Origin of the sequence: Rhizobium sp. Leaf321, from assembly GCF_001423215.1 — a bacterium.
In the GTDB taxonomy this organism is placed as follows: domain Bacteria; phylum Pseudomonadota; class Alphaproteobacteria; order Rhizobiales; family Rhizobiaceae; genus Neorhizobium; species Neorhizobium soli.
The window spans coordinates 938439-962298 of sequence record NZ_LMOF01000008.1; the positions used below are offsets into that span (position 1 = coordinate 938439).

The 23860-nt window shown below is 62.0% G+C and carries 27 protein-coding genes; 15 read left to right on the forward strand and 12 right to left on the reverse strand.

All coding sequences use genetic code 11. The features are described 5' to 3' along the window. The first annotated feature begins 73 nt into the window (after positions 1 to 73). The 14 genes from urtE to ureG all read left to right on the forward strand — a co-directional run bounded on the left by urtE (position 74) and on the right by ureG (position 9364). Positions 74 to 769: an urea ABC transporter ATP-binding subunit UrtE gene (gene urtE / locus ASF70_RS21645; RefSeq protein ID WP_062582676.1), complete on the forward strand. Its 696-nt coding sequence runs from the start codon at positions 74 to 76 to the stop codon at positions 767 to 769. A gap of 202 nt (positions 770 to 971) precedes the next feature. Continuing rightward, the gene (locus ASF70_RS21650) at positions 972 to 2126 is read left to right on the forward strand and encodes a polyhydroxybutyrate depolymerase (RefSeq protein WP_156461905.1); all 1155 of its coding nucleotides are present in this window, start codon (positions 972 to 974) and stop codon (positions 2124 to 2126) included. Further along, positions 2063 to 2887: an urease accessory protein UreD gene (locus tag ASF70_RS21655; protein WP_062582680.1), complete on the forward strand. Its 825-nt coding sequence runs from the start codon at positions 2063 to 2065 to the stop codon at positions 2885 to 2887. Before ASF70_RS21650 ends, ASF70_RS21655 begins: the two co-directional genes overlap by 64 nt. 33 nt (positions 2888 to 2920) lie before the next feature. Beyond that, entirely contained in the window at positions 2921 to 3223 is a 303-nt protein-coding gene (locus ASF70_RS21660) for an urease subunit gamma (protein ID WP_062455242.1), read from the forward strand. A gap of 10 nt (positions 3224 to 3233) precedes the next feature. Then, positions 3234 to 3512, forward strand: coding sequence for a DUF1272 domain-containing protein (locus tag ASF70_RS21665; protein WP_062582682.1), 279 nt, complete (start codon positions 3234 to 3236; stop codon positions 3510 to 3512). A gap of 11 nt (positions 3513 to 3523) precedes the next feature. Next, complete coding sequence (locus tag ASF70_RS21670; RefSeq protein ID WP_062582684.1) at positions 3524 to 3829, forward strand: urease subunit beta; 306 nt, start codon at positions 3524 to 3526, stop codon at positions 3827 to 3829. Next, positions 3826 to 4242 carry a lysozyme inhibitor LprI family protein gene (locus tag ASF70_RS21675; protein ID WP_062582685.1) on the forward strand — a complete coding sequence of 139 codons (417 nt, stop codon included), beginning with the start codon at positions 3826 to 3828 and terminating at the stop codon, positions 4240 to 4242. The genes ASF70_RS21670 and ASF70_RS21675 overlap by 4 nt, the downstream gene beginning before the upstream one ends. Before the next feature lie 84 nt (positions 4243 to 4326). Then, positions 4327 to 4596 carry an AbrB/MazE/SpoVT family DNA-binding domain-containing protein gene (locus ASF70_RS21680; protein ID WP_062582687.1) on the forward strand — a complete coding sequence of 90 codons (270 nt, stop codon included), beginning with the start codon at positions 4327 to 4329 and terminating at the stop codon, positions 4594 to 4596. After that, complete coding sequence (locus ASF70_RS21685) at positions 4593 to 5000, forward strand: type II toxin-antitoxin system VapC family toxin (RefSeq protein ID WP_062582689.1); 408 nt, start codon at positions 4593 to 4595, stop codon at positions 4998 to 5000. Before ASF70_RS21680 ends, ASF70_RS21685 begins: the two co-directional genes overlap by 4 nt. A gap of 3 nt (positions 5001 to 5003) precedes the next feature. Then, entirely contained in the window at positions 5004 to 6713 is a 1710-nt protein-coding gene (ureC, locus tag ASF70_RS21690; protein WP_062582691.1) for an urease subunit alpha, read from the forward strand. 25 nt (positions 6714 to 6738) lie between these two features. Next, a complete protein-coding gene (locus tag ASF70_RS21695; RefSeq protein WP_062582693.1) occupies positions 6739 to 7422 on the forward strand; it encodes a TIGR02117 family protein in 684 nt (227 codons plus the stop codon). 103 nt (positions 7423 to 7525) lie between these two features. Further along, positions 7526 to 8002: an urease accessory protein UreE gene (ureE, locus tag ASF70_RS21700; RefSeq protein ID WP_062457838.1), complete on the forward strand. Its 477-nt coding sequence runs from the start codon at positions 7526 to 7528 to the stop codon at positions 8000 to 8002. Positions 8003 to 8008: 6 nt separating this feature from the next. Next, positions 8009 to 8710: an urease accessory protein UreF gene (locus ASF70_RS21705; protein WP_062582694.1), complete on the forward strand. Its 702-nt coding sequence runs from the start codon at positions 8009 to 8011 to the stop codon at positions 8708 to 8710. 42 nt (positions 8711 to 8752) lie between these two features. Next, on the forward strand, positions 8753 to 9364 hold the full coding sequence (ureG, locus tag ASF70_RS21710) for an urease accessory protein UreG (RefSeq protein ID WP_062582696.1): 612 nt from the start codon (positions 8753 to 8755) through the stop codon (positions 9362 to 9364). 107 nt (positions 9365 to 9471) lie between these two features. Here ureG and ASF70_RS21715 read toward each other — a convergent pair whose 3' ends face one another. From ASF70_RS21715 to ASF70_RS21750, 8 genes are all read right to left on the reverse strand, one after another. Beyond that, complete coding sequence (locus ASF70_RS21715; protein WP_062455259.1) at positions 9472 to 10158, reverse strand: Crp/Fnr family transcriptional regulator; 687 nt, start codon at positions 10156 to 10158, stop codon at positions 9472 to 9474. Positions 10159 to 10345: 187 nt separating this feature from the next. Further along, on the reverse strand, positions 10346 to 13657 hold the full coding sequence (locus tag ASF70_RS21720; protein WP_062582697.1) for an efflux RND transporter permease subunit: 3312 nt from the start codon (positions 13655 to 13657) through the stop codon (positions 10346 to 10348). 10 nt (positions 13658 to 13667) lie between these two features. Beyond that, complete coding sequence (locus tag ASF70_RS21725; protein WP_082472011.1) at positions 13668 to 14912, reverse strand: efflux RND transporter periplasmic adaptor subunit; 1245 nt, start codon at positions 14910 to 14912, stop codon at positions 13668 to 13670. Positions 14913 to 15196: 284 nt separating this feature from the next. After that, a complete protein-coding gene (locus ASF70_RS21730) occupies positions 15197 to 16162 on the reverse strand; it encodes an ABC transporter substrate-binding protein (protein WP_062582699.1) in 966 nt (321 codons plus the stop codon). A gap of 55 nt (positions 16163 to 16217) precedes the next feature. Further along, on the reverse strand, positions 16218 to 17360 hold the full coding sequence (locus tag ASF70_RS21735; RefSeq protein ID WP_062582701.1) for an ABC transporter permease: 1143 nt from the start codon (positions 17358 to 17360) through the stop codon (positions 16218 to 16220). Continuing rightward, positions 17357 to 18244 (reverse strand): ABC transporter permease, encoded by an 888-nt coding sequence (locus tag ASF70_RS21740; RefSeq protein WP_062582704.1) that lies wholly within the window; start codon positions 18242 to 18244, stop codon positions 17357 to 17359. The genes ASF70_RS21735 and ASF70_RS21740 overlap by 4 nt, the downstream gene beginning before the upstream one ends. Further along, positions 18241 to 18621, reverse strand: a complete 381-nt coding sequence (locus ASF70_RS21745) for a DUF559 domain-containing protein (protein WP_062455266.1) — start codon at positions 18619 to 18621, stop codon at positions 18241 to 18243. Before ASF70_RS21745 ends, ASF70_RS21740 begins: the two co-directional genes overlap by 4 nt. 229 nt (positions 18622 to 18850) lie before the next feature. Beyond that, positions 18851 to 19633, reverse strand: coding sequence for an ABC transporter ATP-binding protein (locus tag ASF70_RS21750; protein WP_062582706.1), 783 nt, complete (start codon positions 19631 to 19633; stop codon positions 18851 to 18853). A gap of 126 nt (positions 19634 to 19759) precedes the next feature. Between ASF70_RS21750 and ASF70_RS21755 the strand changes: the two genes are divergently transcribed. Continuing rightward, complete coding sequence (locus ASF70_RS21755) at positions 19760 to 20170, forward strand: cupin domain-containing protein (protein WP_062582708.1); 411 nt, start codon at positions 19760 to 19762, stop codon at positions 20168 to 20170. A 44-nt stretch (positions 20171 to 20214) separates the two neighbouring features. Here the strand turns inward: ASF70_RS21755 and hydA are convergent, their stop codons facing one another. The 4 genes from hydA to ASF70_RS21775 form a co-directional block, all read right to left on the reverse strand. Then, complete coding sequence (gene hydA / locus ASF70_RS21760) at positions 20215 to 21669, reverse strand: dihydropyrimidinase (RefSeq protein WP_062582711.1); 1455 nt, start codon at positions 21667 to 21669, stop codon at positions 20215 to 20217. Between the two features lie 11 nt (positions 21670 to 21680). Beyond that, entirely contained in the window at positions 21681 to 22043 is a 363-nt protein-coding gene (locus tag ASF70_RS21765) for a type II toxin-antitoxin system PemK/MazF family toxin (RefSeq protein ID WP_244474101.1), read from the reverse strand. Then, on the reverse strand, positions 22040 to 22252 hold the full coding sequence (locus tag ASF70_RS21770; protein ID WP_062582715.1) for an antitoxin MazE-like protein: 213 nt from the start codon (positions 22250 to 22252) through the stop codon (positions 22040 to 22042). The genes ASF70_RS21765 and ASF70_RS21770 overlap by 4 nt, the downstream gene beginning before the upstream one ends. 208 nt (positions 22253 to 22460) lie before the next feature. Beyond that, on the reverse strand, positions 22461 to 23714 hold the full coding sequence (locus ASF70_RS21775; RefSeq protein WP_062583166.1) for a Zn-dependent hydrolase: 1254 nt from the start codon (positions 23712 to 23714) through the stop codon (positions 22461 to 22463). Positions 23715 to 23860 lie beyond the last annotated feature (146 nt).

The following is a 23860-nucleotide window of genomic DNA, read 5'->3' on the forward strand; positions in this document are numbered from 1 at the left end:
AAGGGGGAGGTGAAAGGGTGCCGCAAGCTTGTCGATACTCCAGCGGCCGACACAACGAGAAAAGAGACCAACCATGCTGACAGTCGAAAACGTCAATCTCCATTACGGTGCGGCACAGGCCCTGCGCGGCGTGTCGATCAAGGCGGATATGGGCAAGATCACCTGCGTGCTTGGTCGTAACGGCGTCGGCAAGTCGTCGCTGCTCCGCGCCGTCACCGGGCAGCACCCGGTGTCAGCGGGTACGATCAGCTTTCAGGGCGAGACGTTGAACGGGCTTGCACCCTATCACCGTGCCAAGCACGGCATCGGCTATGTGCCGCAGGGGCGCGAGATCTTTCCGCTGCTGACCGTTCAGGAAAACCTTGAGAGCGGCTACGCGCCGCTGGAGCGCAAGGACAAGTTCATCCCGGATGACATTTTCGCGCTGTTTCCGGTGCTCAAATCCATGCTCGGACGCCGTGGTGGCGATCTGTCGGGCGGCCAGCAGCAGCAGCTGGCGATCGGGCGGGCCATGGTCACGCGGCCGAAAATCCTGGTGCTGGACGAGCCGACCGAAGGCATCCAGCCGTCGATCATCAAGGATATCGGCCGCGCCATCCGCTACCTGCGCGACAGCACCGGCATGGCCATCCTGCTGGTCGAACAGTATCTCGACTTCTGCCGGGAGCTGGCAGATCATGTCTATATTATGGATCGTGGCGAGATCGTGCACGAAGGCGCCGCTGATACACTGGATACGGCAGAAGCAAGGCGACACCTAACTGTTTAGGGGTCAATGTTTGCATGGCTTCTATTCGTTAACGCGGTTTCAAAGCCTGGGCCTGTGTGCTAGATGAACAGCAGATGAACGCATCTTCCGAACATCGTAGATAACCCCCGCACCCCATGATGAGGCGCTGATGGTCTTTGAACGCATTGTTGGTTCTCGTTCCCGCTCCGCCCTTCGCGCTACCGCGACCGGAGCGTTTTTCTTGGCCGCAGGTGCCGCTTTTGCCGGCTGTGGCCAGCCTATGACGCCGGGTCTCCATCCGGTCACCATCGAGACCGACGGTATCGAACGCCAGGCCGTCTACTTCGTGCCGTCCTCCTATACAGGCAAGGACAAACTGCCCGTCGTGTTCGATTTTCACGGCAGCAACAGCAATCCGGTCGGCCAGTTGAAGCGCTCTTCCTGGGACAAGGTTGCCGAAAAGAACGGGTTTATCGCCGTGGCGCTGCAAGGCAGCCTGTCCGGCAAGGCGCCGGGCACCTATGGCTGGAACGTTCCGCATGTGCAGGTCAGCCAGGCTATTCTTCCCAATGGCGCCCAGGGCGGCCAGGACGAGATCGCCTATATCGAGGATGCCGTCGAAGAGGTGAAGGAAGACCTTTGCGTCGATCCGAACCGCATCTTCGCGTCCGGCTATTCCGGCGGCGGCCGCATGCTGTCGGCTTATGTCTGCTCCGGTCAGGACGATTTCGTCGCGGCAGGTTTCGTCAATTCGCTGCGCGCCGGTCGTCCCGTCGAGACCGATGGCAAGTGGGGGCCCGATGCCGCCAACTGCAATCCGGCCAAGCCGATCTCGATCGTGGCGTTTGCGGGCGAAAAGGATGCGCAGAACCCCTATGCCGGCGGCGGCAGCGCCTATTGGCAGTATGGTTTCAAGACGGCGATCAAGCGCTGGACCGATCTCGACGGCTGCAAGGGTAACGGTAACGCAAAGACTGTCGAAGGCGTGACCTACACGATGTACGGCACCTGCACCAACGGCGCCCGTATCGCGACCTACGTCTTCGAAAAGGGCACGCATGACTGGCCGAGGCCCTCCGAAGCCCGGGAAGCGGTGATGGCTGCTGCCAAGGATGGCGTTGCCGGTGTCACCAAGGTTTCGAGCGTCGTGCCGGCCAAGCCTGCCTTCGACGCCAATGTCGATCCGGCTTTCCGCATGTGGGATTTCTTCTTGAAAGCCGACACGACGGATATGGTCGCCACCGCGGCACCGGCGAAATCCTCTAGCGGATCGAAGTCTGGCACGACTGTTGCGTCTGACTGCTCGACACAGATCAACATGCAGGACACGACGTGCAGCAGCATTCAGCCGACGACACCCCGCCGCAGCGGGCAAGGGGTTCGGGACGCCTTGTAACGAAGGCGTTTGCCGGGCGCACACGGCTTGACCAGTTCTTCCAGGAGGGCTGCGCAAAAATACGCCTTCCGGAAACCTTTTCGCCTGAAATGGAGGCGATTCTCATCAACACGTCAGGGGGACTGACGGGCGGCGACGTGATCGATTGGTCCGTCGCCGCATCCGCTTCCACCCGCCTCTCGGTCACCACGCAGGCCAACGAGAAAATCTACAAGGCGGCCGCAGACACCGCTTCCGTCTCCACTCATATCACCGTCGGCGAAAACGCTTCCGTCCACTGGCTGCCGCAGGAAACCATCCTGTTCGACCGCGCCTCGCTGACCCGCCGGCTCGATGTGGATCTGGCCGAAACCGCCGAATTTCTCGCCGTCGAGGCCGTCATTCTCGGTCGCAAGATGATGGGCGAAGCGGTCAATCTCGGCTTCTTCCGCGATCGCTGGCGTGTCCGGCGCGCAGGCTCGCCCATTCATGCAGAAGAAATGCGTTTCGACGGCGAGATCGCGAGACTGGCGGAAGCAGCCGCCGTCCTTTCCGGCCAGGTCGCGTTCGCGACGCTGTTTTATTCCGGACCGCTGGCGGAAGCCCTGTTTCCGAAGCTGCGCGACTGTCTCGGACCCACCTCCGGCGGGGCGAGCTTGTTCAACGGCAAGATCGTTGCGCGTCTCACGGCACCGACCGGGTTCGAGCTGAGAAAAATCCTGGTACCGGCAATTTCCGTATTGCGTAACGGCGCGCCAGTGCCGAAAGTCTGGAACATCTGATTTGTCATTGATGACGCCGATTGCGGGACGCCCATGAACCTCACCCCACGCGAAAAAGACAAGCTCTTGATTTCCATGGCCGCGGTCGTTGCCCGTCGTCGCCTGGAGCGGGGCGTCAAGCTGAACTATCCGGAAGCGATCGCGCTGATCACCGACTATGTGGTGGAAGGTGCCCGCGATGGGCGCTCCGTGGCCGCTTTGATGGAAGAGGGCGCGCATGTCATCACCCGCGACCAGGTGATGGATGGCATCCCCGAAATGATCCACGACGTGCAGGTGGAGGCGACGTTCCCGGATGGAACCAAGCTCGTTACCGTGCACGAACCGATCCGCTGAGGAGTTCGCCATGGCTCTCGAACTGCGCCCCAACTGCGAATGCTGCGATAAGGATCTCGCCCCCGACAGCCGCGAGGCGATGATCTGCACGTTCGAATGCACCTACTGCGTCGATTGCGCGACGAGCGTGCTTGCCGGTATCTGCCCGAATTGCAATGGTGAACTGGTGCGTCGTCCGGTGCGCCCGGCCGCTGCACTCGTCAACAATCCGGCCTCGACGGTGCGTGTCCTGAAGGCCGAAGGCTGCCAGCCAAAACGTGCCCAGCCGAAACTTGCATTGAGCGCCTGAGGAGGTGGACCATGATACCCGGTGAAATCTTTACCGTTGCAGGCGAGATCGAACTCAATGTCGGCGCTCCGACGATTTCGATCGAGGTCTCCAATACCGGCGACCGGCCCGTGCAGGTGGGCAGCCACTATCATTTCTTCGAGACCAATAACGGCCTTGCGTTCGATCGCGACAAGGCGCGCGGCATGCGGCTCGATATTCCGGCTGGCACTGCCGTTCGCTTCGAACCGGGGCAGACCCGGTCGATCACGCTGATCCCGCTGTCAGGCGCCCGCAAGGTCTACGGGTTCCAGCAGAAGATCATGGGTGCCCTATGAAATCGCTGGCGCTTCTGGCCGCCTGTGGCTGCGTGCTGCTGATCGACGCCCCGGCGTCCGGCGAAGACAGGCCGGACGTGGACTGCGACAACGCCCAGGTCCAGATGGAACTGACCTACTGCGCCGAGCAGGAATTCATCGCCGCCGACAAGCTTCTCAACACGCAGTACAAAAAGACCCGCGACCTGATGCGGGCCCGTGATGCGGATGCCGATCCCTCCACGGCAGGTGCGGAGAAAGCCCTCGTCGCAGCGCAACGCGCCTGGGTCACCTACCGCGACGCCCAATGCGCCTCCTACGGCTTCCAGGCCCACGGCGGATCGATGGAACCGATGCTGATCTACGGCTGCCAGGCAGATCTGACCGCGAAGCGGACGGACGAGCTGAAGGAGCTGACGGAAGAGGGGAACTGAGCCTCTGCTGCTCCAGAAGCGACATTGGTTAGGCAGGAATTTTTGCGGTAAACTAGGCGCTATCGATAGCTCCGGAGCACGATAATGGGCAGGTTCGAAGCCAAAACATCGACGGATGGCGAAGCAACGATCCCGGTCGAGGTGCGTCAGGCGCTCGGCCTGAAGCCGGGCGGCTCGGTGCAGTTCATCGTTGATGACGAGGGCAAGGTCACCGTCGAGGCGAAGAAGAGCGATCTTTCGCATCTGCGCGGCATTTTCGGCAAGCACGAGGGCCCGCCAATGGATATCGAGGAGGCGATCACGGAGACGGTCGCCCGCCGAACGTCTCCCGGTCGCTCGGAGGATGATCCTTGATCGGTCTCGATACCAATATTCTTGCTCGATATTTTCTGGACGATGACCCTCTTTGGTCGCCACAGGTGGCCCAGTTTTTCGACGAAAGACTTTCCACGAGCCGGCAGGGGTTCATCAATCCCATCACGCTGGTGGAACTCGTCTGGGTACTGCGTCGCAAATCTGGTTACGATCGCGAACGATTGGCCAGCCTTATCGAAGGACTTATCTCGTCCGATCGTCTTGTCATTGGCGAGGCGGATGCGGTTGCCAGAGCGCTTGCGTCGTTCAGGACGGGAACTGCCGGTTTTGCCGATTACTTTATTGCCGAACTCAACACGGCTGCCGGCGCGTCACCAACCGTGACACTCGACCACGCCGCCGCCACGAACATGCCTTTCATTCTGCTTTCTCAGGAAGTCTGATCCATGCCCTACAAAATGTCCCGCGCGTCCTATGCTTCCATGTTCGGCCCGACCACCGGTGACAAGGTGCGGCTTGCCGATACCGAACTCATCATCGAAGTCGAGAAGGATTTCACCGTCTATGGCGAGGAGGTCAAGTTTGGGGGCGGCAAGGTCATTCGCGACGGCATGGGGCAGAGCCAGGCAACGCGGGCCGAGGGCGCTGTCGATACTGTCATCACCAATGCGCTGGTCGTCGATCACTCCGGCATCTACAAGGCCGATGTCGGTCTGAAGGACGGCCGGATCCATGCGATCGGCAAGGCGGGCAATCCGGATACGCAACCGGGCGTGACGATCATCGTCGGACCATCCACCGAGGCGATTGCCGGCGAAGGCAAGATCCTGACCGCCGGCGGCATGGATGCGCATATCCATTTCATCTGCCCGCAGCAGATCGAGGAAGCGCTGATGTCGGGCATCACGACGATGCTTGGTGGCGGGTCGGGACCGGCGCACGGTACGCTTGCCACCACCTGCACCGGCGCCTGGCATATCGAGCGCATGATCGAGAGCTTCGACGCGTTTCCGATGAACCTCGCGCTGGCCGGGAAGGGCAATGCCTCGCTGCCGGCGCCGCTCGAGGAAATGATCCTCGCCGGCGCGTCCTCGCTGAAGCTTCACGAGGACTGGGGCACGACGCCCGCCGCTATCGACAACTGCCTGACGGTTGCCGATGCCTTCGACGTGCAGGTGATGATCCACACCGATACGCTCAACGAAAGCGGCTTCGTGGAAGACACGATCGGCGCCATCAAGGGCCGCACCATCCATGCCTTCCACACGGAAGGGGCCGGCGGCGGTCACGCGCCTGACATCATCAAGATCTGCGGCAATCCCAACGTCATTCCGTCCTCGACCAATCCGACGCGGCCCTACACGATCAACACGCTGGCCGAACATCTCGATATGCTGATGGTCTGCCACCACCTGTCGCCGTCGATCCCGGAAGACATCGCCTTTGCCGAAAGCCGTATCCGCAAGGAGACGATCGCAGCCGAAGACATCCTGCACGATATCGGCGCCTTCTCGATCATCTCGTCGGACAGCCAGGCGATGGGCCGCGTCGGCGAAGTTGCCATCCGCACCTGGCAGACGGCCGACAAGATGAAACGCCAGCGCGGTCATCTGCCCGACGAAACCGGTGATAACGACAATTTCCGCGTCAAACGCTATATCGCCAAATACACGATCAACCCCGCGGTCGCGCACGGCATCAGCCATGAAATCGGCTCGGTCGAAGTCGGCAAGCGCGCCGATCTGGTGCTCTGGAGCCCTGCCTTTTTCGGCGTAAAGCCGGAAATGGTGCTGCTCGGCGGCTCGATTGCGGCAGCACCGATGGGTGATCCAAACGCATCGATCCCGACGCCGCAGCCAATGCATTATCGCCCGATGTTTGCAGCCTATGGCAAGCTGCGCACCAATTCCTCCGTCACCTTCGTCTCCCAGGCGTCGCTCGACGCGGGCATCGTCGGCAGGCTGGGGGTTGCCAAAAAGCTTCTCGCCGTCCGCAATACCCGTGGCGGCATCTCGAAAGCGTCGATGATCCACAATTCGCTGACGCCGCATGTGGAGGTCGATCCGGAAACCTACGAGGTGCGCGCCGATGGAGAGCTCCTGACCTGCAAGCCGGCAACGGTTCTGCCGATGGCGCAGCGGTATTTCCTCTTCTGATGCAATACCTTCCCGGACACGGCGCATGAAGAGGCTTGCAAGGCGGTTGCTGCTGGCGATCCCGGCAATCGCTATCCTGATCGTTCTCGCCGTCGCCGTCGGCACATTCGTGCCGCGGCCATTGTTTGCGCCGGATCGCCCCCACGCTGCCGAAAACACGCGCCGGATTCTGGTTCTTTCGAACCCGATCCATACGGATCTCGTCATCCCGCTCGATGCGGAAACGCGGGCGTCCTATTCGTTTCTGGAAGCATCAGGCATTCCCGTCGCCGATCCCGCGGCAGAATGGCTGGTGATCGGCTGGGGAGGGCGGTCCTTCTATCTGGAAACGCCGACCTGGGCCGATCTCAAACCCATGCCGGCCTTCCGCGCGCTGACCATCGATTCCTCGGTCATGCATGTCGATGTCGCCGGCGGTATAGACGACACGCATCCGGCGGTGCAGGCGTTCGATCTCGATGCAGATCAATTCCAAGCCATGTCCGACTTCATTCGTGCGAGTTTCGTGGAGGTGGATAACAAGGTCGTGCCCATCCCCGGCGCAGGCTACGGCGTCTATGACCGCTTCTTTGAAGCGCATGGATCGTTCAACGCGCTTGTCGGCTGCAACACCTGGACCGCGCGGGCGCTGAGGGCCGCGGGACTGCGCACGGGGCTGTGGAATCCACTGCCGCAGTTGCTGGCGCTGTCGCTCCGGATTTTCAATTGACGGCCCATGCTTTTCCCGGCCACGGATTTTGCAGCCGGGAGCGTAACTAGGCCTTGTGCCGAGCATCGCGCTTGGTGATTATGCCGCCTTCAAGGAGACTTTCATGCAGCATATCCATTCCTATCGTCCCGCCGGTGAAATCAGCGATCCGCCGGTGGATGTCGTCACCTTGCCGCATGATCTGCGGCACCTGCGCCGCAAGCTGCTGCATTTGTCGAACGGCGACATGGTGATGCTCGATCTCAAGGAAGCGGTGCTGTTTCACCATGGCGACCGGCTGGTGCTTGAAAACGGCGACACGGTGGAAGTTCAGGCAGCGCCGGAAAAGCTGTTCGAGGTCAAGGCGCGCGATACGCTGCACCTGATCGAGCTTGCCTGGCATCTCGGCAACCGGCACCTGTCGGCGCAGATCGAGGACGGCCGTATCCTCATCCTGCGCGATCACGTCATCCGTTCCATGCTGCAGGGCCTCGGCGCAACCGTCACCGACATTGACGAACCCTTCCAGCCGGCCCGCGGCGCCTATCACGCGCATGGCGGCCATGATCACGGCAGTCACGGTCATCATGCCCATGACTGAACCGGTATGACGCAAGACCCGGCTCTGCAGGGTAAGGTTGGGCATGGGCTCGATACGCAGGCTCTGCTTCGGCTGATGGCATGGCTGTCTCCCGCGTTCCCGATCGGCGGCTTTGCCTGGTCGGGCGGGCTGGAGCGCGCGGTGGCGGATCGGCTGGTGACGTCGGCGCCCGATCTCACATCCTGGCTCGAAACCATCCTTGTTCACGGTTCGCTGTGGAACGATGCGGTGCTGTTTTCGAGCGCGTTCGAGGCTGTCGATCAACCTGACGCGTTGAAGGACCTCTCCGAACTCGGTCTGGCGCTGGCAGGCTCGGCGGAGCGCCATGCGGAAACGTTATCGCTCGGCCAGGCCTTCGTCACGGCTGCCATCGCCTGGCCGCACGCTGTGCTGCAGCTTTTGCCGAAACAGGTGCCGTTTCCGGTCGCGGTCGGCGCCATCTCGGCGGCCCATGGCGTGCCGAAGACGAGCGCAATCGCCGCCTATCTGCATGCGGCTGTCTCGCAATCGGTCTCGGCCGGCATCCGCCTTGGTGTGTGCGGTCAGGCCCACGGCGTCGGCATTCTGGCCGGTCTTGAATCTCTGGTCGGCGATGTCGCGGAGAAGGCGCAAGGCGCAACGCTCGATGATCTCGGCGGTGCCGCCGTGCAGGCGGAGATCGCGTCGCTTCGCCACGAAACACAGCATTCGCGGCTGTTCCGGTCCTAGCGACCGGGATAAGCTGCTTCAGCAATCGAAAGGATAATCCGTATGAAATCGGCAAACGGACCGCTTCGCGTCGGAATCGGCGGGCCGGTCGGCTCCGGCAAGACGGCGCTCACCGAAAAGCTCTGCAAGGCCATGCGCGACAAATATTCGGTCGCCGTCGTCACCAACGATATCTACACGAAAGAGGATGCCGAAGCGCTGGTGCGGATGCAGGCGCTGTCGTCGGACCGGATCGTCGGCGTCGAGACGGGCGGATGTCCGCATACGGCGATCCGCGAGGATGCGACGATCAATCTTCAGGCGATCGCCGGTCTCAACGAGCGCATTCCCGATCTCGACATCGTGTTCATCGAATCCGGCGGCGACAATCTGGCGGCGACGTTTTCCCCCGATCTCGCCGATATCACAATCTACGTGATCTCCACCTGCCAGGGCGAGGAAATTCCGCGCAAGGGCGGGCCGGGTATCACCCGCTCCGATCTCCTGATCATCAACAAGAAGGACCTGGCGCCTTACGTCGATGTCGATATCGACGTGATGGACAGGGATGCATCGCGGATGCGCGAGATGAAGCCGCATGTCTTTACCGACCTCAAGCGCGGCGAGGGCGTCGAGCATGTGGTGCGCTTTCTGGAAACGCAGGGCGGGCTGTGAGATCGCAATGACGAGGTCTGCGATTTTCTGACCCGTTGAGGCAAGCCATGCTCACGCGAGTGGCCGGCCTGCTCGGGCCGGCCTCCCGGGTTACTTGCTTCGACGGTTCAGATTTCCCGCAGCGCCTGTACGTCCACCACCTGGATGATGCGGCCGCGAACCGTGACACCTGTCTTGCGCAGGGACGAAAAGGCGCGCGACAGGGCTTCGGGAGCCAGTCCCAGCATGCCGGCGAGCAGGCTTTTCTGGAACGGCAGGCGGATCGCTGCCGGTCCACCGTCAACCGGGCAGCGGCTGAGGATGTAGTTTGCCACCCGTTGCGGCGCCGTGAACAGCCGGTCGTTGGCAACACAGTCCATCGTGCTGATCAGATGACGCGACAGGGTCGTCATCACGGCACGGGAAATACCGGGATCCTCTTCAGCCAGATCCTTGACCGTCTGCAGGTCGAAACGCACCAGCGTGCAGGTCTCTGCGGCCTGGGCGAAAAAGGGATACTTCCGGTCCGCATAAAGCATGCACTCGCCGAACGTATCTCCCGGTGCGGAAATGCGGATATCCGCATCGCGCCCGTCTCGGCTCAGCCGGTAGAGGCGGACATAGCCGTTCAGCACACAGTAAAACGCTTCGGCACGTTGGCCCTCTCGCACGATGAGGTCACGGGCGGACACTGTCTCGACACTCATCGCCGACAGCATCTTGACCAGCGAGTTACCGGTCAGGCCGTGCATGAAAGGCGTTTTCATGAGAACCGCGCGGTCGCGATTGTTGAGTTTGATGTCGCCGTTGCCCATGTCCGTTCTTCTTTTCTGGCGGGGAGCTTCCTAGAATGTAATTATTCTAAATTAACACGTGCTCCGAAGCGCGTTTTGACGTCGATCAAATCGTCCAAGATTCTTTGCGATCGGGATGCGCTTTTGCATTTCCGCACCCTTCGACGTCTCCTGCCCCACCCGGAATCGCTTGCTCGGAACGGTGTTTTTACTCCGCAGCCATGGGCGGAAGCCGCAGGACCTTGGCGCCGCCAGAGGCGCTGAGCATATCGTGGTCGATGCCGTTTTCGCGTTCCAGCCGGCGAAGCCGCTCGCCGAGGTCACGGTTCTCCTGGGTCAGTTCCTCGTTGGAAAGGCCGAAATCCTCCTCTTCTTTCTTGCCGACCAGGCGACCGAAGATCCGCCCGAGCAGGCCGGAAAGATCGTCCATGATGAGGAAGAAGGCGGGGACAACGAGGAGCGACAGGACGGTGGAAACGATGATGCCGCCGATCACGGCGATTGCCATCGGGGCGCGGAACGATCCGCCTTCGCCGATACCCATCGCCGAGGGCAACATGCCGGCCGACATGGCGATAGACGTCATGATGATCGGGCGGGCGCGCTTGCGGCCGGCTTCGACCATCGCGTGAACACGCTCCAGTCCGTGGCGTTTCATCTCGATGGCGAAATCCACGAGCAGGATGGCGTTCTTCGTGACAATCCCCATCAGCATCAGGATACCGATCAGAACCGGCATCGACAGCGCGTTCTGGGTGACGATCAGCGCCACCGCCACGCCGCCGATCGCAAGCGGCAGCGAGAACAGGATGGTCAGCGGCTGGATGACGTCCTTGAACAGCAGGATCAGCACGACCAGAACCAGAAGCAGGCCCATCAGCATGGCATTGCCGAAGCTCTGGGTCATTTCCGCCTGCACCTTGGCGTCGCCGCTTTCGGCCAGCCGAACGGATGGCGGAAGGTTGGTTTCGTCGACGATGCGTTTGAACTCGGCCGACGACGTGTCGAGTGCCGTGCCGAAGGGCACATCCGAGCCGATCGCCACGACGCGGTTGCGGTCGTTGCGCGTGATCGAGCTCGGGCCTTCCGAATAATCCACGTCGGCAACACTGGTGAGTGGCACCGTGGCACCGCTTGCGGTCCTCAGCTTCAACGCCTTGATCGCTGCTAGATCACGCCGCACATCGAGTGAGGTCTGGACACGGATCGGGATCTGCCGGTCATCCAGGTTGATCTTGGCGAGATTGGCGTCGATATCGCCGATGGTCGCGACGCGCACCGTTTCGGAGATCTGCTGCGGCGTAATGCCGAGGCGCGCGGCTTCCGCCATGCGCGGACGGATCTGCAGTTCCGGCCGGGGCAGGGCGCCGTCGGAGGAGACGTTGGCAAGGATCGGCGAAGCGCGCAGGCGCGATTCCAGGAGCCCGATCGCATCGTTCAGGTCCGCCTCGTTGTCGGAGAGGAAGTTGAACGCCAGTTCGCGCTCGGCGCGGTCGTTGACCTTCGAGATACGCACGTCCGGGATATCGCGGATTGCGGCAAAGATGTCCTTTTCCACGTCCCATTGCGGACGGGTACGGCCATGTTCTTCCATTTTCGGCAAAGAAGAGCCGATCAGCGGCAGGCTGCCCAGCCCCTTGTTGACCAGCGTCTTGATCAGCGAATGGTCGATGTTTTCGAGGATGACGCGGACGGTCGAGCGGCGCAGTTCGAGATCACCCTTGGGCGAGGCGCCACCGAGCACGAAGACGCTTTCGACGCCGTCGATATCGCGAACCGCGTGGTCGATCCTTTCAGATGTCTCGGCGGTCTCTTCCAGTGTCGCATTGGGCGGCAGCTCGACGGAGAGAACGACGCGCGAGGAATCGTCGGGCGGCAGGAAGCTGCCGGGCACCTTGCTCAGCAGCATGAGCGAGCCGGCGAGGAAGGCGATGGCGCCAAGAAGCGTCGCATAGCGCCAGTACCATTTGCGGGTCGTGCCGGTGACGAGGCGCGTGTAGGCGCGCATGATCCAGCCGTCATTGTCGTGATGGTCTTCCATCCCGTCTTCGGCGCGCATCAGATAGGCCGCCATCAGCGGCGTGATCAGGCGCGCGACCGCCAGCGAGAAGAAGACCGAGAAGGCGACGGTCAGGCCGAACTGGATGAAATACTGTCCGGGAACGCCCGGCATGAAGGAAACGGGCACGAACACGGCGATGATGGTGAAGCTGGTCGCGATGACCGCGAGGCCGATCTCGTCGGCCGCTTCGAGTGCGGCCTTGTACGGCGTCTTGCCCATCTTGATATGGCGGGCGATGTTTTCGATCTCGACGATCGCGTCATCCACCAGAATACCGGTCGCAAGCGTCAGCGCCAGGAATGAGACGAGGTTGAGCGAGAACCCCATCAGGTCCATGACCCAGAAGGTGGGGATTGCCGACAGCGGCAGGGCGACGGCCGCAATCAGTGTAGCGCGCCAGTTGCGCAGGAACAGCATGACGACGATGATGGCAAGGATCGAGCCTTCCACCAGCGTGTGAAGGGCTGCTTCGTAATTGCCGTAGGTGAAATAGACGGAGTCGTCGACCATGGCGATCGCAACGTCTGGATGCGCCTTGCGCACGCCGTCGAGGCTTTCCGCCACGGTTTCGGCGACGGAGACTTCGCTTGCACCCTTCGCGCGGAAGACGGCGAAGGTGACGGCCGGCGTGCCGTTGAAGCGCGAGAAGGATTTCTGCTCCTCATAGGTATCGGTGACGGTGCCGAGTTCCGACAGCCGCACGAAACGATTGTTGGAAAGGCTGATCGACGTCTCGGCCAGTTGCGCCACATCGCGGGCATCGCCGAGCGTTCGGATCGTCTGTTCGTTGCCGGCAACCTGGCCGCGGCCGGAGCCGAGATTGACATTGGTGCCGCGGATCTGCTGGTTCACGTCGGCCGCCGTGATGCCATAGGCATCGAGCTTGGCAGGGTTGAGCGAGACGCGCACTTCGCGATCGGAGCCGCCGTAACGGTCGATCCGGCCGATCCCGGCCTGGCCTTCCAGCGCCCGCGTCACCGTGTCGTCGACGAACCACGAGAGTTCCTCGAGCGTCATGTTGGGCGATGAGACGGCGAATGTCTGGATCGCCTGTCCTTCGACATCGACCTTGGTGACGATCGGTTCCTCGATGCCGGCCGGCAGGTCGCCGCGGATCTTGTCGATCGCGTCCTTGGTATCCTGCACCGCTTCCGGCGTGGGCTTTTCGATGCGGAAGACGACGACCGTCTGCGACTGGCCATCGGTGATGGTGGACTGGACTTCGTCGATGCCGCTGATCGAGGCGACGGCATCCTCGATCTCCTTGGTCACCTGTACTTCCAGTTCGGCAGGCGATGCGCCGGACTGGACGACGGTGACGGAAACAACGGGCACGTCGATATTCGGGAAGCGGGTGATCGGCAGCGCATAGAAGGACTGGATGCCGACGTACAGCAACAGGGCAAAGCCGAGGAGCGGTGCGATCGGGTTGCGGATGGACCAGGCGGAGAAGTTCATCTTCGCGTCCTCAATTCGAAACGGCGGCGGGCGGGGCCCGGTCAGCTTCGGCCTTGTCGGCGCCAGCCTTTGAGCCCGGCAGGACCGGGTTGATCTTGTCGCCGTCGCGCACGAATGCGCCGGCCTTGGCGACGACCCGGTCGCCCTCGGCAATGCCACTGACGATCTGGATGAAGCCGCCGTCCTGAATGCCGGTTTCTATCTTGACCTGCTTGACGGTATCGCCGTCCACCTTGCGGGTGACCGAGCCCGACGGCGCGGTGGTCACGGCCGAGAGCGGCAGGGCCAGCGCCGTCGTTTCGGTGATGACGATCTCCGCACTGCCATACATGCCCGATCGGGCACCACTCTCGTCATCGACGACGATATGCACGGCGCCGAGGCGGGTGGTCGCATCGACGGAGGGCGAAACGATCCGCACCTTGCCTTCGATCTTGCGTGTGCCGCCGGCAATGGTGATGATCGCCTTCTGGCCGAGCTTGACCTTCTGGATGTCTGTTTCCGAAAGATCGGCCACGAGTTCGATCGCGCCGTCCTTGATGATGGTGAAGAGCGGTTCGCCGGCGCCGGCGGCAATCGCGCCGATCCGCGCATTCTTGGCCGTGACGACGCCATCAACCGGGCTTTTGACGCCGGTGCGGGCAAGGTTGAGGTCGACGTCCTTGATCTGCGCATCGACGACCTTGACGTCGGCCTCACCGACGGAAACGGCCTGTTTCGCCGCGTTCAGCCGTGCTTCGGCGACTTCAACCTGGGCCTGCGTCTGTTCGACCTGGCTCTGGCTGCTGGTGCCGTTTTGTCCGAGTTTTCTGGTGCGGTCGCGCTGGCGGATGGCGTCGGCAAGATTGGCTTCGGCCTCGATCACCTGCGCCTTGTATTGCGCGACGCCGGCCTCGGCCTTGGCCCTGTTTGCCTCAAGCTGGCTTTTTTGCAGAATGAGCGAGTCGTCGTTGAGGGTTGCGAGAACCGCGTCCTGCTTCACCTCGTCGCCGACATCGGCATCGACGCTGCGGATAGAGAGACCGTCGACCAGAGGCTGGATGTAGATTTCCTCGATCGGGCGGATCGTACCGGTCGCGATGACCCGATCGGTCATCGGGCGGGTTTTGGCCTCGGTCACGATGATCGACGGAAGGTTCTTCTGCGGTGCGGTCGGCTGTGCTTGCTGCGCCAATGCCGGAAAGGCGAGGAGCGTGATCAGGGCAGGGGCGAGGGACGCCGCCAACAACGCGAGCTTTGACGAAATGCGAAACATGCGACGACTTCCGATGCACCAGAGGGTCTTTATTTCGCCGTCCGGGATCCGCGCCCCTCCCTGCGCAGTTCCTGATGAGGTGGTGACGACCCAAAGCCGCCACAAGTCCGTCACCCGACAAATTCATGTCCCGTGTTTTTACGGCTTCCGTCGCCGCAAATCAATCTGCTCGCGGAAATGCCAAGACCAAGATCAGTGATGGTTACCGCCCCATAAAATATGCCCGGCAGCGCGCCGGGCATATACTGTTTTCGGCAGGTTAGATCGGCTCGATCAGGGCCTGCTTATTTAAGAGCGGCGGTCGTTACATCGGTCGTGTAGCCACCATCCGGCTGCTTGGTGATGATCTTCTGGTCGAGCAGCGCCTTTACAGTGCGCTCGTAGGTCGCCATGTCCAGCTTGCCGTCGCCGATCAGCTTTGCCACTTCGCCCATCATGCGCTTCTGGTGGTTCTCGTCCTGGCCGCCATTGTCCATGACGATCTCTGCTGCTTCTTCCGGGTTCTCGATCGCGTATTTCCAGCCCTTCATCGAAGCGCGCACGAACTTGACCATGTTCTCCTTGAACTTCGGATCGGCCAGCTTTGTGTCGAGAGCGTAGAGCCCGTCTTCCAGAAGGTCGTTGCCGAGCTTGGTATAGTTGAAGACGACCAGATCTTCGGCCTTGAAGCCGGCGTCGATCGCCTGCCAGTATTCGTTATAGGTCATGACGGAGATGCAGTCCGCCTGCTTCTGGATCAGCGGCTGGACGTCGAAGCTCTGCTTCAGAACCGTTACGCCATCCCTACCGCCCTCGGTCTTCAAGCCGATCTTGTTCATCCAGGCAAAGAACGGATACTCGTTGCCGAAGAACCAGACGCCGAGCGTCTTGCCCTTGAAATCGGCTTCCGTCTTGACCGGGCCGTCCTTCGGGCAAATCAGCTCGAGACCGGACTTGGCGAAAGGCTGGGCGATGTTGGTGAGCGGTACGCCCTTTTCGCGGGCAACCAGCGCGCCGCCCATCCAGTCGACGATCACGTCGGCGCCGCCGCCGGCGATCACCTGTTCCGGAGCGATATCGGGACCACCCGGCTTGATCGTCACGTCAAGGCCTTCCTCCTCGTAGAAGCCCTTGTCCTTGGCCACGAAATAACCGCCGAACTGGCCCTGGGCGACCCATTTCAGCTGCAGCGTCAGCTTGTCGGCGGCGAATGCATTGGATGCAGCGAGCGAGAACGCTCCCGCCATCAGTGCCATGATCATCTTTTTCATTGTCGTTTCCCTCTTTTGTTGCCGCCCCCGTTTTCGGGATGCGGATCGTCAGCGGCTAACCCCCACGGTTAGACGGATGCCAGAATGTCGTTGCTCTCTCGGCAAGGGCGACGACGCCATAAAAGAGCGATCCGGCGAGCGCCGCAACCGCGATTTCCGCCCAGACCATGTCAACATTCATGCGGCCGATCTCGGTGGAGATGCGAAAGCCCATGCCGACGATCGGCGTGCCGAAGAATTCCGCAACGATGGCACCGATCAGCGCCAGGGTGGAATTGATCTTCAGCGCATTGAAGATGAAGGGCATGGCCGCCGGAAGCCTGAGCTTCATCAGCGTCTGCCGGTAATCCGACGCATAGGACCGCATCAGGTCGCGCTCCATCGATCCGGAGGCCGAAAGCCCGGCCACCGTGTTCACCAGCATCGGGAAGAAGGTCATGATCGTGACGACGGCCGCCTTCGACTGCCAATCGAAACCGAACCACATGACCATGACCGGCGCGACGCCGATGATCGGGAGCGCCGACATCAGATTGCCGATCGGCATCAGTCCCGCGCGCAGGAAGGCGAAGCGATCGGCAAGGATCGCCACTACGAAGCCCGCGCTGCAGCCGAGGATGTAGCCCGCCAGCACCGCCTTGAAGATGGTCTGCTGCACGTCCGCCCAGAGGATCGACAGCGACGCTGCAATCCGCAGCCCGATCGAGGAGGGCGGCGGCATGAGGATGAAGGGCACGCCGAAGCCGCGGGTGAGCGCTTCCCACAGGATCAGCAGCCACGCGCCGAAGATCGCCGGGATCGCAAGACCCAGAAGCCCATCCGCAAACCTGGAACGGGTCCGGATCTCTGACAGGAGGCTGACGCAGCGCCATGCCAGCAGCCAGTTGGCGGCGATCATCAGGAAGAACGCGGTTGCCGCCTTGCCCTCGTTTCCGGAAAGGCCTGAAACCAGGATGCTGGTCGACAGGTGGCAGAAGACGAAGATCGCTGCCGCGAGAAACAGGGGCGGCAGCGGCAGAAACGAAACGACAGCGCCTGCAATGGACAGGGCGAAAATCGCACACAGCGTCATCGGTGCAAAACGTGTCACCGCATCGGGATCGAGGAGCGGCAGGGCCGCAAGCGCTGCGAGCGACAGCACCAGCGATAGCCAGCCCTGCCATGACTGGAGGAGGGAGGTTCGCAGAGATGCGCTCATGTCGGCTTTCCTCCCATGTTGCGGTTGACGATCTTTCCGGCGATCCCGACGACTGCGACCAGAAGCGATGCGAGCACGGAGCCCGCCACCAGCGCCGCCCAGATATCGATCGTCTGGCTGTAATAGGCGCCGGCGAGAAGCTTCGAGCCGATGCCGGCGACGGCGCCGGTCGGGAGCTCACCGACGATCGCGCCGACGAGACTTGCGGCAATCGCCACCTTCATCGAGGTAAACAGGAACGGCACCGAGGCGGGGACACGCAGCTTCCAGAAAGTCTGTGCGGCGCTGGCATGATAGGTGCGCATCAGATCGAGCTGGATCAGTTCCGGCGAGCGCAGGCCCTTCACCATACCGACTGCGACGGGGAAGAACGAGAGGTAGGTTGAGATCACTGCCTTGGGCACCAGACCGGAAATCCCGATCGCGCCGAGCGTGACGATCACCATCGGCGCGACGGCAAGGATCGGCACGGTCTGCGACGCGATGATCCACGGCATCAGGCTGCGGTCGAGCGCGCGCACGTGGACGATGCCGACCGCGATCAGGATGCCGAGAAGCGTTCCGAAACCGAAGCCCGCAAGCGTCGAGGAGAGGGTGACCCAGGCGTGATAGACGAGGCTGCGGTTGGAGTTGAGCTTGCGCAGAAACGTGTTCTCGAAAACATTCGACGCCACCTGGTGCGGCGCCGGCAGGATCGGCTTCGGCTGCGACATCGTCTTGCCGAGGAATTCCATCGGCGTCGAGGTGACACCGGCGCGCCGGTCGAGATCGCGCTGGAATGGCGCGTTCATGAAATACGCGCCGACATACCAGATCGCGACGATGACGAGGACGACTGTTGCGACGGGCAGGATGCGGGATTTCAGTGTGTCCTGGGTGGTCATGTCGGCGGCCTTTCCAGAAAAGGCGCGATTAGAGCTTCGATGGTCGTGAAGACGTAATCCGGTCCGTCAATGACCTGATGGTTATCGAAACGCATGACAGTGAAGCCCTGTCCCTTCATGAACGCATCGCGCCGCACGTCGTGAGCCCGACCATGATCGGTTTCATGACTGTCGCCATCCACCTCGATCACGATTCTGGCGGAAAGCCACGCGAAATCAGCAATATAAGGACCGATTGGAGTCTCGCGCCTGAAGCGCGCGCCAAACTGCCGGAAGTCGCGGAGCATAGTCCACATCGCGGATTCGGCTTTGGTCAGTTCGCGGCGAAGCCGTTTGGCGCTTCGTCGTGTCCTGGGATCGATGTTGGAATGCGGCATGCGAATTCCTTTCTCGAAAAACGACAAGACCCCGGCGACATGCTGATGTGATCGGTAAAAGAAAGACCCCCTCTGGCCTGCCGGCCATCTCCCCCACAAGGGGGGAGAGACTACGCTGCACCGCTCAGTCCATATTCCACTGCAGAGACGGTTTTTGGTGAGGGCGCGGCAAGTTAAGCCCTCCCCCTTGTGGGGAGGGTGGGGAGGGGTCTTTTTGCTGACGCAGGTCTTATTCCTCATAGCTGTGCCCTGCGCGTAGACCTTCGCGGACCCGGTGAGCGATCGCCAGGAATTCCGGCGTCTCGCGGATATCCAGCGGGCGTTCCTTCGGCAGGGTCGAGGTGATCACGTCGGTCACCCGCCCGGGTCGCGGCGACATCACCACGATCTTGGTGGAGAGATAGACCGCCTCGGGGATCGAGTGGGTGACGAAGCAGATGGTCTTTTGCGTCCGCTCCCAGAGTTTCAGGAGTTGCTCGTTCAGATGGTCGCGGACGATCTCGTCCAGTGCGCCGAAGGGCTCGTCCATCAGAAGGAGATCGGCATCGAAGGCGAGGGCCCGGGCGATCGAGGCGCGCTGCTGCATGCCGCCGGAAAGCTGCCACGGATATTTCTTGCCGAAGCCCGAGAGATTGACGAGATCGAGCGTCCGTTCGATGCGGCTTGCGCGTTCCGCTGCCGAATAGCCCATGATTTCCAGCGGCAGGGCGATGTTGTTCTCGATCGTCCGCCACGGATAAAGCGCCGGCGCCTGGAAGACATAGCCATAGGAGCGGCTCTTGCGCGCCTCCTCCGGCGTCATGCCGTTGACGAGGATTTCGCCCGAGGTTGCCCGTTCCAGATCCGCGATTACCCGCAAAAACGTCGTCTTGCCGCAGCCGGAGGGGCCGATGAAGGAGACGAAGTCGCCCTTCTTCACGTCGAGATCGACATCAGACAGCGCATGAACCGGCCCGTCGCCGGTCTCGAATGTCAGGCCGAGCTTTCTCGCAGAGACGACGGAGTAGGTCATGGGCGCGCTCCGTCGAAAGCGTGGCTGATCGTTTGAAAGGCCGGGTTTTCTGGTATCATCACGCTGCACATCCGGCCGTCGGCGCCATGGAGGCTGCCGCGGTTCTGCTGGAGAGGGGGAGTTTCAATGGACACGTCATCAAGACCGACCTGCCGTATCGTCAGGCCCGATGCCGCCTATGACGGCAAGCAGGGTCTCACCTATGTGCAGGGCATTTCCGCCGAAACGGTCGGCTCCATGGGCATCTGCATGCATCTTCTGACCATTCCGCCGGGGGCAAAAGCCAAGGCCCATCTGCACGAGACCCACGAGACCGCGATCTACATGCTCTCCGGCTCCGCCGACACCTGGTATGGCGACCGGCTGGAGAACCACGTCGTGCTGCATGCGGGTGAGCTGATGTATATTCCGGCCGGTGTTCCGCATCTGCCAGCCAACCGGTCGGGCACGCCCTGCACCGCGATCATCGCGCGCACCGATCCCAACGAGCAGGAGAGCGTCGTCCTGCTGCCGGAGCTGGATGCGTTGGTGGACTGAGCCACCGGCCTCCGCCTCATCGGGTATCGCTGTCATCAAACCGCTCATACGCCTGATGCCGGGATGCCGGAGCGTTCCACCTTGCGCGGCGCGGTGATCTCCTTCCAGGCTGACAGCGCCTTGCTGACGGCCGGGAACGGCGGGCGGGATACGAATTTGCCGTCGCCCGGCTTCGTACGGATCTCGCCATTGGCATAGGCGACATTGCCGCGCGACAGCGTGAATCGCGGCAGGCCGGTCACCTGCTTTCCCTCGAACACGTTGTAATCGATCGCCGATTGCTGGGTCGCGGCCGAGATCGTCTTTGAGGCCTTCGGGTCGAGCACCACGATATCCGCGTCGGCTCCGACCAGGATCGCGCCCTTCTTCGGGTAGATGTTGAGGATCTTGGCGATGTTGGTGGAGGTGACCGCCACGAATTCGTTCATGGTGATGCGGCCTGTCGCGACGCCGTGGGTCCATAGCATCGGCAGGCGGTCTTCAAGGCCGCCGGTGCCGTTCGGGATCTTGCGAAAGTCGCCGCGCCCGGTGCGCTTCTGCTCCGTCGTAAAGGCGCAGTGGTCGGTCGCCACCACCTGCAGCGAACCAGACGCCAGGCCCGCCCACAGCGAATCCTGATGGCGCTTGTCGCGGAACGGCGGCGACATCACGCGGCGGGCTGAGTGATCCCAGTCCGGATGGGCGTATTCGCTCTCGTCGAGCGTCAGATGCTGGATCAGCGGCTCGCCATAGACCCGCATGCCGGACTGGCGCGCGCGCCTGATCGCCTCATGCGCCTGTTCGCACGACGTGTGCACCACATAGAGCGGCACGCCCGCGGTATCGGCGATAATGATGGCCCGGTTGGTCGCTTCGCCCTCGACGGAAGCGGGGCGCGAATAGGCATGCGCCTCCGGCCCGTCATTGCCCGCGTCCATCAGTTTCTGCTGCATGGCGGCGACGATATCGCCGTTTTCCGCATGCACGAGCGGCAGGGCGCCAAGCTCGGCGCAGCGCGAGAAGGAGGCGAACATCTCGTCGTCATTGACCATCAGCGCGCCCTTGTAGGCCATGAAGTGCTTGAACGTGTTGATGCCGTGGTTGCGCACCACGGCCTTCATCTCGTCAAACACCTGCTCGCCCCACCAGGTGATCGCCATGTGGAAGGAATAGTCGCAATGGGCGCGGGTCGCCTTGTTGTCCCAGCGCTTGAGCGCATCAAGCAGCGACTGACCCGGCTCGGGCAGGCAGAAATCGAGCACCATCGTGGTGCCGCCCGAAAGCGCCGCCCGCGTGCCGCTATCGAAATCATCGGCCGAATAGGTGCCCATGAACGGCATTTCCAGATGCACATGCGGATCGATCCCGCCCGGCATCACGTAGGCGCCTGACGCATCCAGAACCTCTTCGCCCCGGAGATCCGGCCCGATCTCGACGATACGACCACCCTCGATCTTCACATCCGCCTTGTAGGTGAGGTCGGCTGTCACGACAGTGCCGTTCTTGATGATGGTGGTCATGGCTCGCTCCCTTATTTTATTGTGGCGATCGGCAGCACCGATTGCCGAAGTCCGATAATACTGATCAACGCACTCTCAAGCCGCTGCATCTCGTCGTCACCGAGATGCCCGATGATCTGACGGATCGACGCCTTTCTAAGGTGGGCCAGCTTGTCGGTCATGATCTGGGATATTGCCTGCAGCCCGTTCGTTGCTGAGGGCGTCAGGGTCGGCCGAAAATCCGGAGAATCGGAGAGAAACGTCGTCAGCGGGCATAGGAGAAGCGTGACGTGACCCTCGATGAATTCATCGGCGTGGACGATCACAGCGGGTCTTGGCTTGCCAAGGTCACCCTGAAACGCTGCAGTGACCATGTCGCCTCGCTTCAAATTCACGGCCGGTCCCAGTCTTCAGCAGGACTTTCGTCAGTGAATTCGATGATGCCAGCCTTGCGATCCGCCTCTGCCGATGCCTTCGCCTGCAGCGCCGCCCGCAATCGATAGACCTCGCTGGTAAAGTCCGGCACCCAAACCTCGATCGGCCGGTAGCCCTTGCGGATCAGCTCGGCGCGTTCTTCCTCAGAGACTTCGCGTGGCCTGCCCATGTCATCGCCTCCTGTCACTGATGGCGCGATGCCGCGCTATGGACGAGTTTTCCGGATCGGGCGGCAGGTGACGGCCGGCACGCTGTCAGACCCACATTTCCGCGTCGCGCTGACGGCGCGCAGAGGCTCGAAATCAGGGTTTTCCGGTGCTGTTGACATGCGGCTGGCTCCGCTTTTGTTGCCGGCGTCGAGTGTAGCTCGGATCGGCTCATGCCACAATCTCCGCCGTTTCCAGCACCGCATGCAGCAGCACGTCGCAGCCGGCTGTCGCCCAGTCCTTGGAAATCTCTTCGGCCTCGTTGTGCGAGACGCCGTCGACGCAGGGGCAGAAGATCATCGTCGAGGGTGCCAGTCTTGCCGCCCAGCAGGCATCGTGGCCGGCGCCGGAGATGATGTCCAGGTGGCTGTAGCCGAGCTTGACCGCGGCATCGCGCACGCGCCCGACCAGAACCGGATCGAAGGTCACCGGATCGAAATGGCCGACGGCTTCCACCGCGCAGCCGACGCCGAGCGCTTCACAGATCTCGATTGCGCCAGCCTCGATCTTTTCCCGCATGCGGTCGAGCTTTTCCTGCGTCGGCGTGCGCATGTCGACGGTGAAGGCCACCTTGCCGGGCAGCACGTTTCGGGAATTGGGCGAGAAGAACGCCTGGCCGACGCCAGCGACAGCGCCCGGCTGCTCCGCCATCGCCACGTCCTGCACCAGTTCCAGAATGCGGCCGAACGCGAGCCCCGCATTGCAGCGGCGGTCCATCGGCGTCGAGCCGGTATGCGCTTCCTTGCCGGTCAGCGTGAATTCCAGCCACCACAGGCCCTGGCAGTGGGTAACGACGCCGATCTGCTTTTGCTCGGCTTCGAGGATCGGGCCCTGCTCGATATGATATTCGAAATAAGCATGCATCTTGCGGGCGCCGACCTCTTCGTCGCCCAGCCAGCCGATCCGCTTCAGCTCTTCGCCATACGTCTTGCCGTCCGGATCCTTGCGGCTATAGGCGTAGTCGAGCGAATGAACACCGGCAAACACACCGGAAGCGAGCATGGCCGGCGCAAACCGCGCACCTTCCTCGTTCGCCCAGTTGGTAACGACCACCGGATGCTTCGTCTTCACGCCGAGATCGTTCATCGAGCGGATAACCTCGAGCCCCGCCAGCACGCCGAGCACGCCGTCATATTTGCCGCCGGTGGGCTGGGTATCGAGGTGGGAGCCGATATAGACCGGCAGCGCATCGGGATCGGTTCCGGCGCGGGTCGCAAACATCGTGCCCATCTTGTCGGTGCCGACGCTCATGCCGGCGTCTTCGCACCAGCGCTTGAACAGGTGGCGCCCTTCGCCGTCCTCGTCGGTCAGGGTCTGGCGGTTGTTGCCGCCGGCAATACCGGGGCCGATCTTTGCCATCTCCTCCAGCATGTCCCACAGCCGGTCGCCGTTCACACGCATGTTCTCGCCCGGTGCTGCCGCCATCATCCTGTCCTCACCCGTTATGCCTGCTTGAGCCGCGTTCCAGACCGACGTTTGCACGATCTGAAACATCGGCATTGCGTTTGTTTTGTCTGTGATCGATAATTTGACCGACTGGTAAAACATACAATGTCCCGACCGCCACTCAA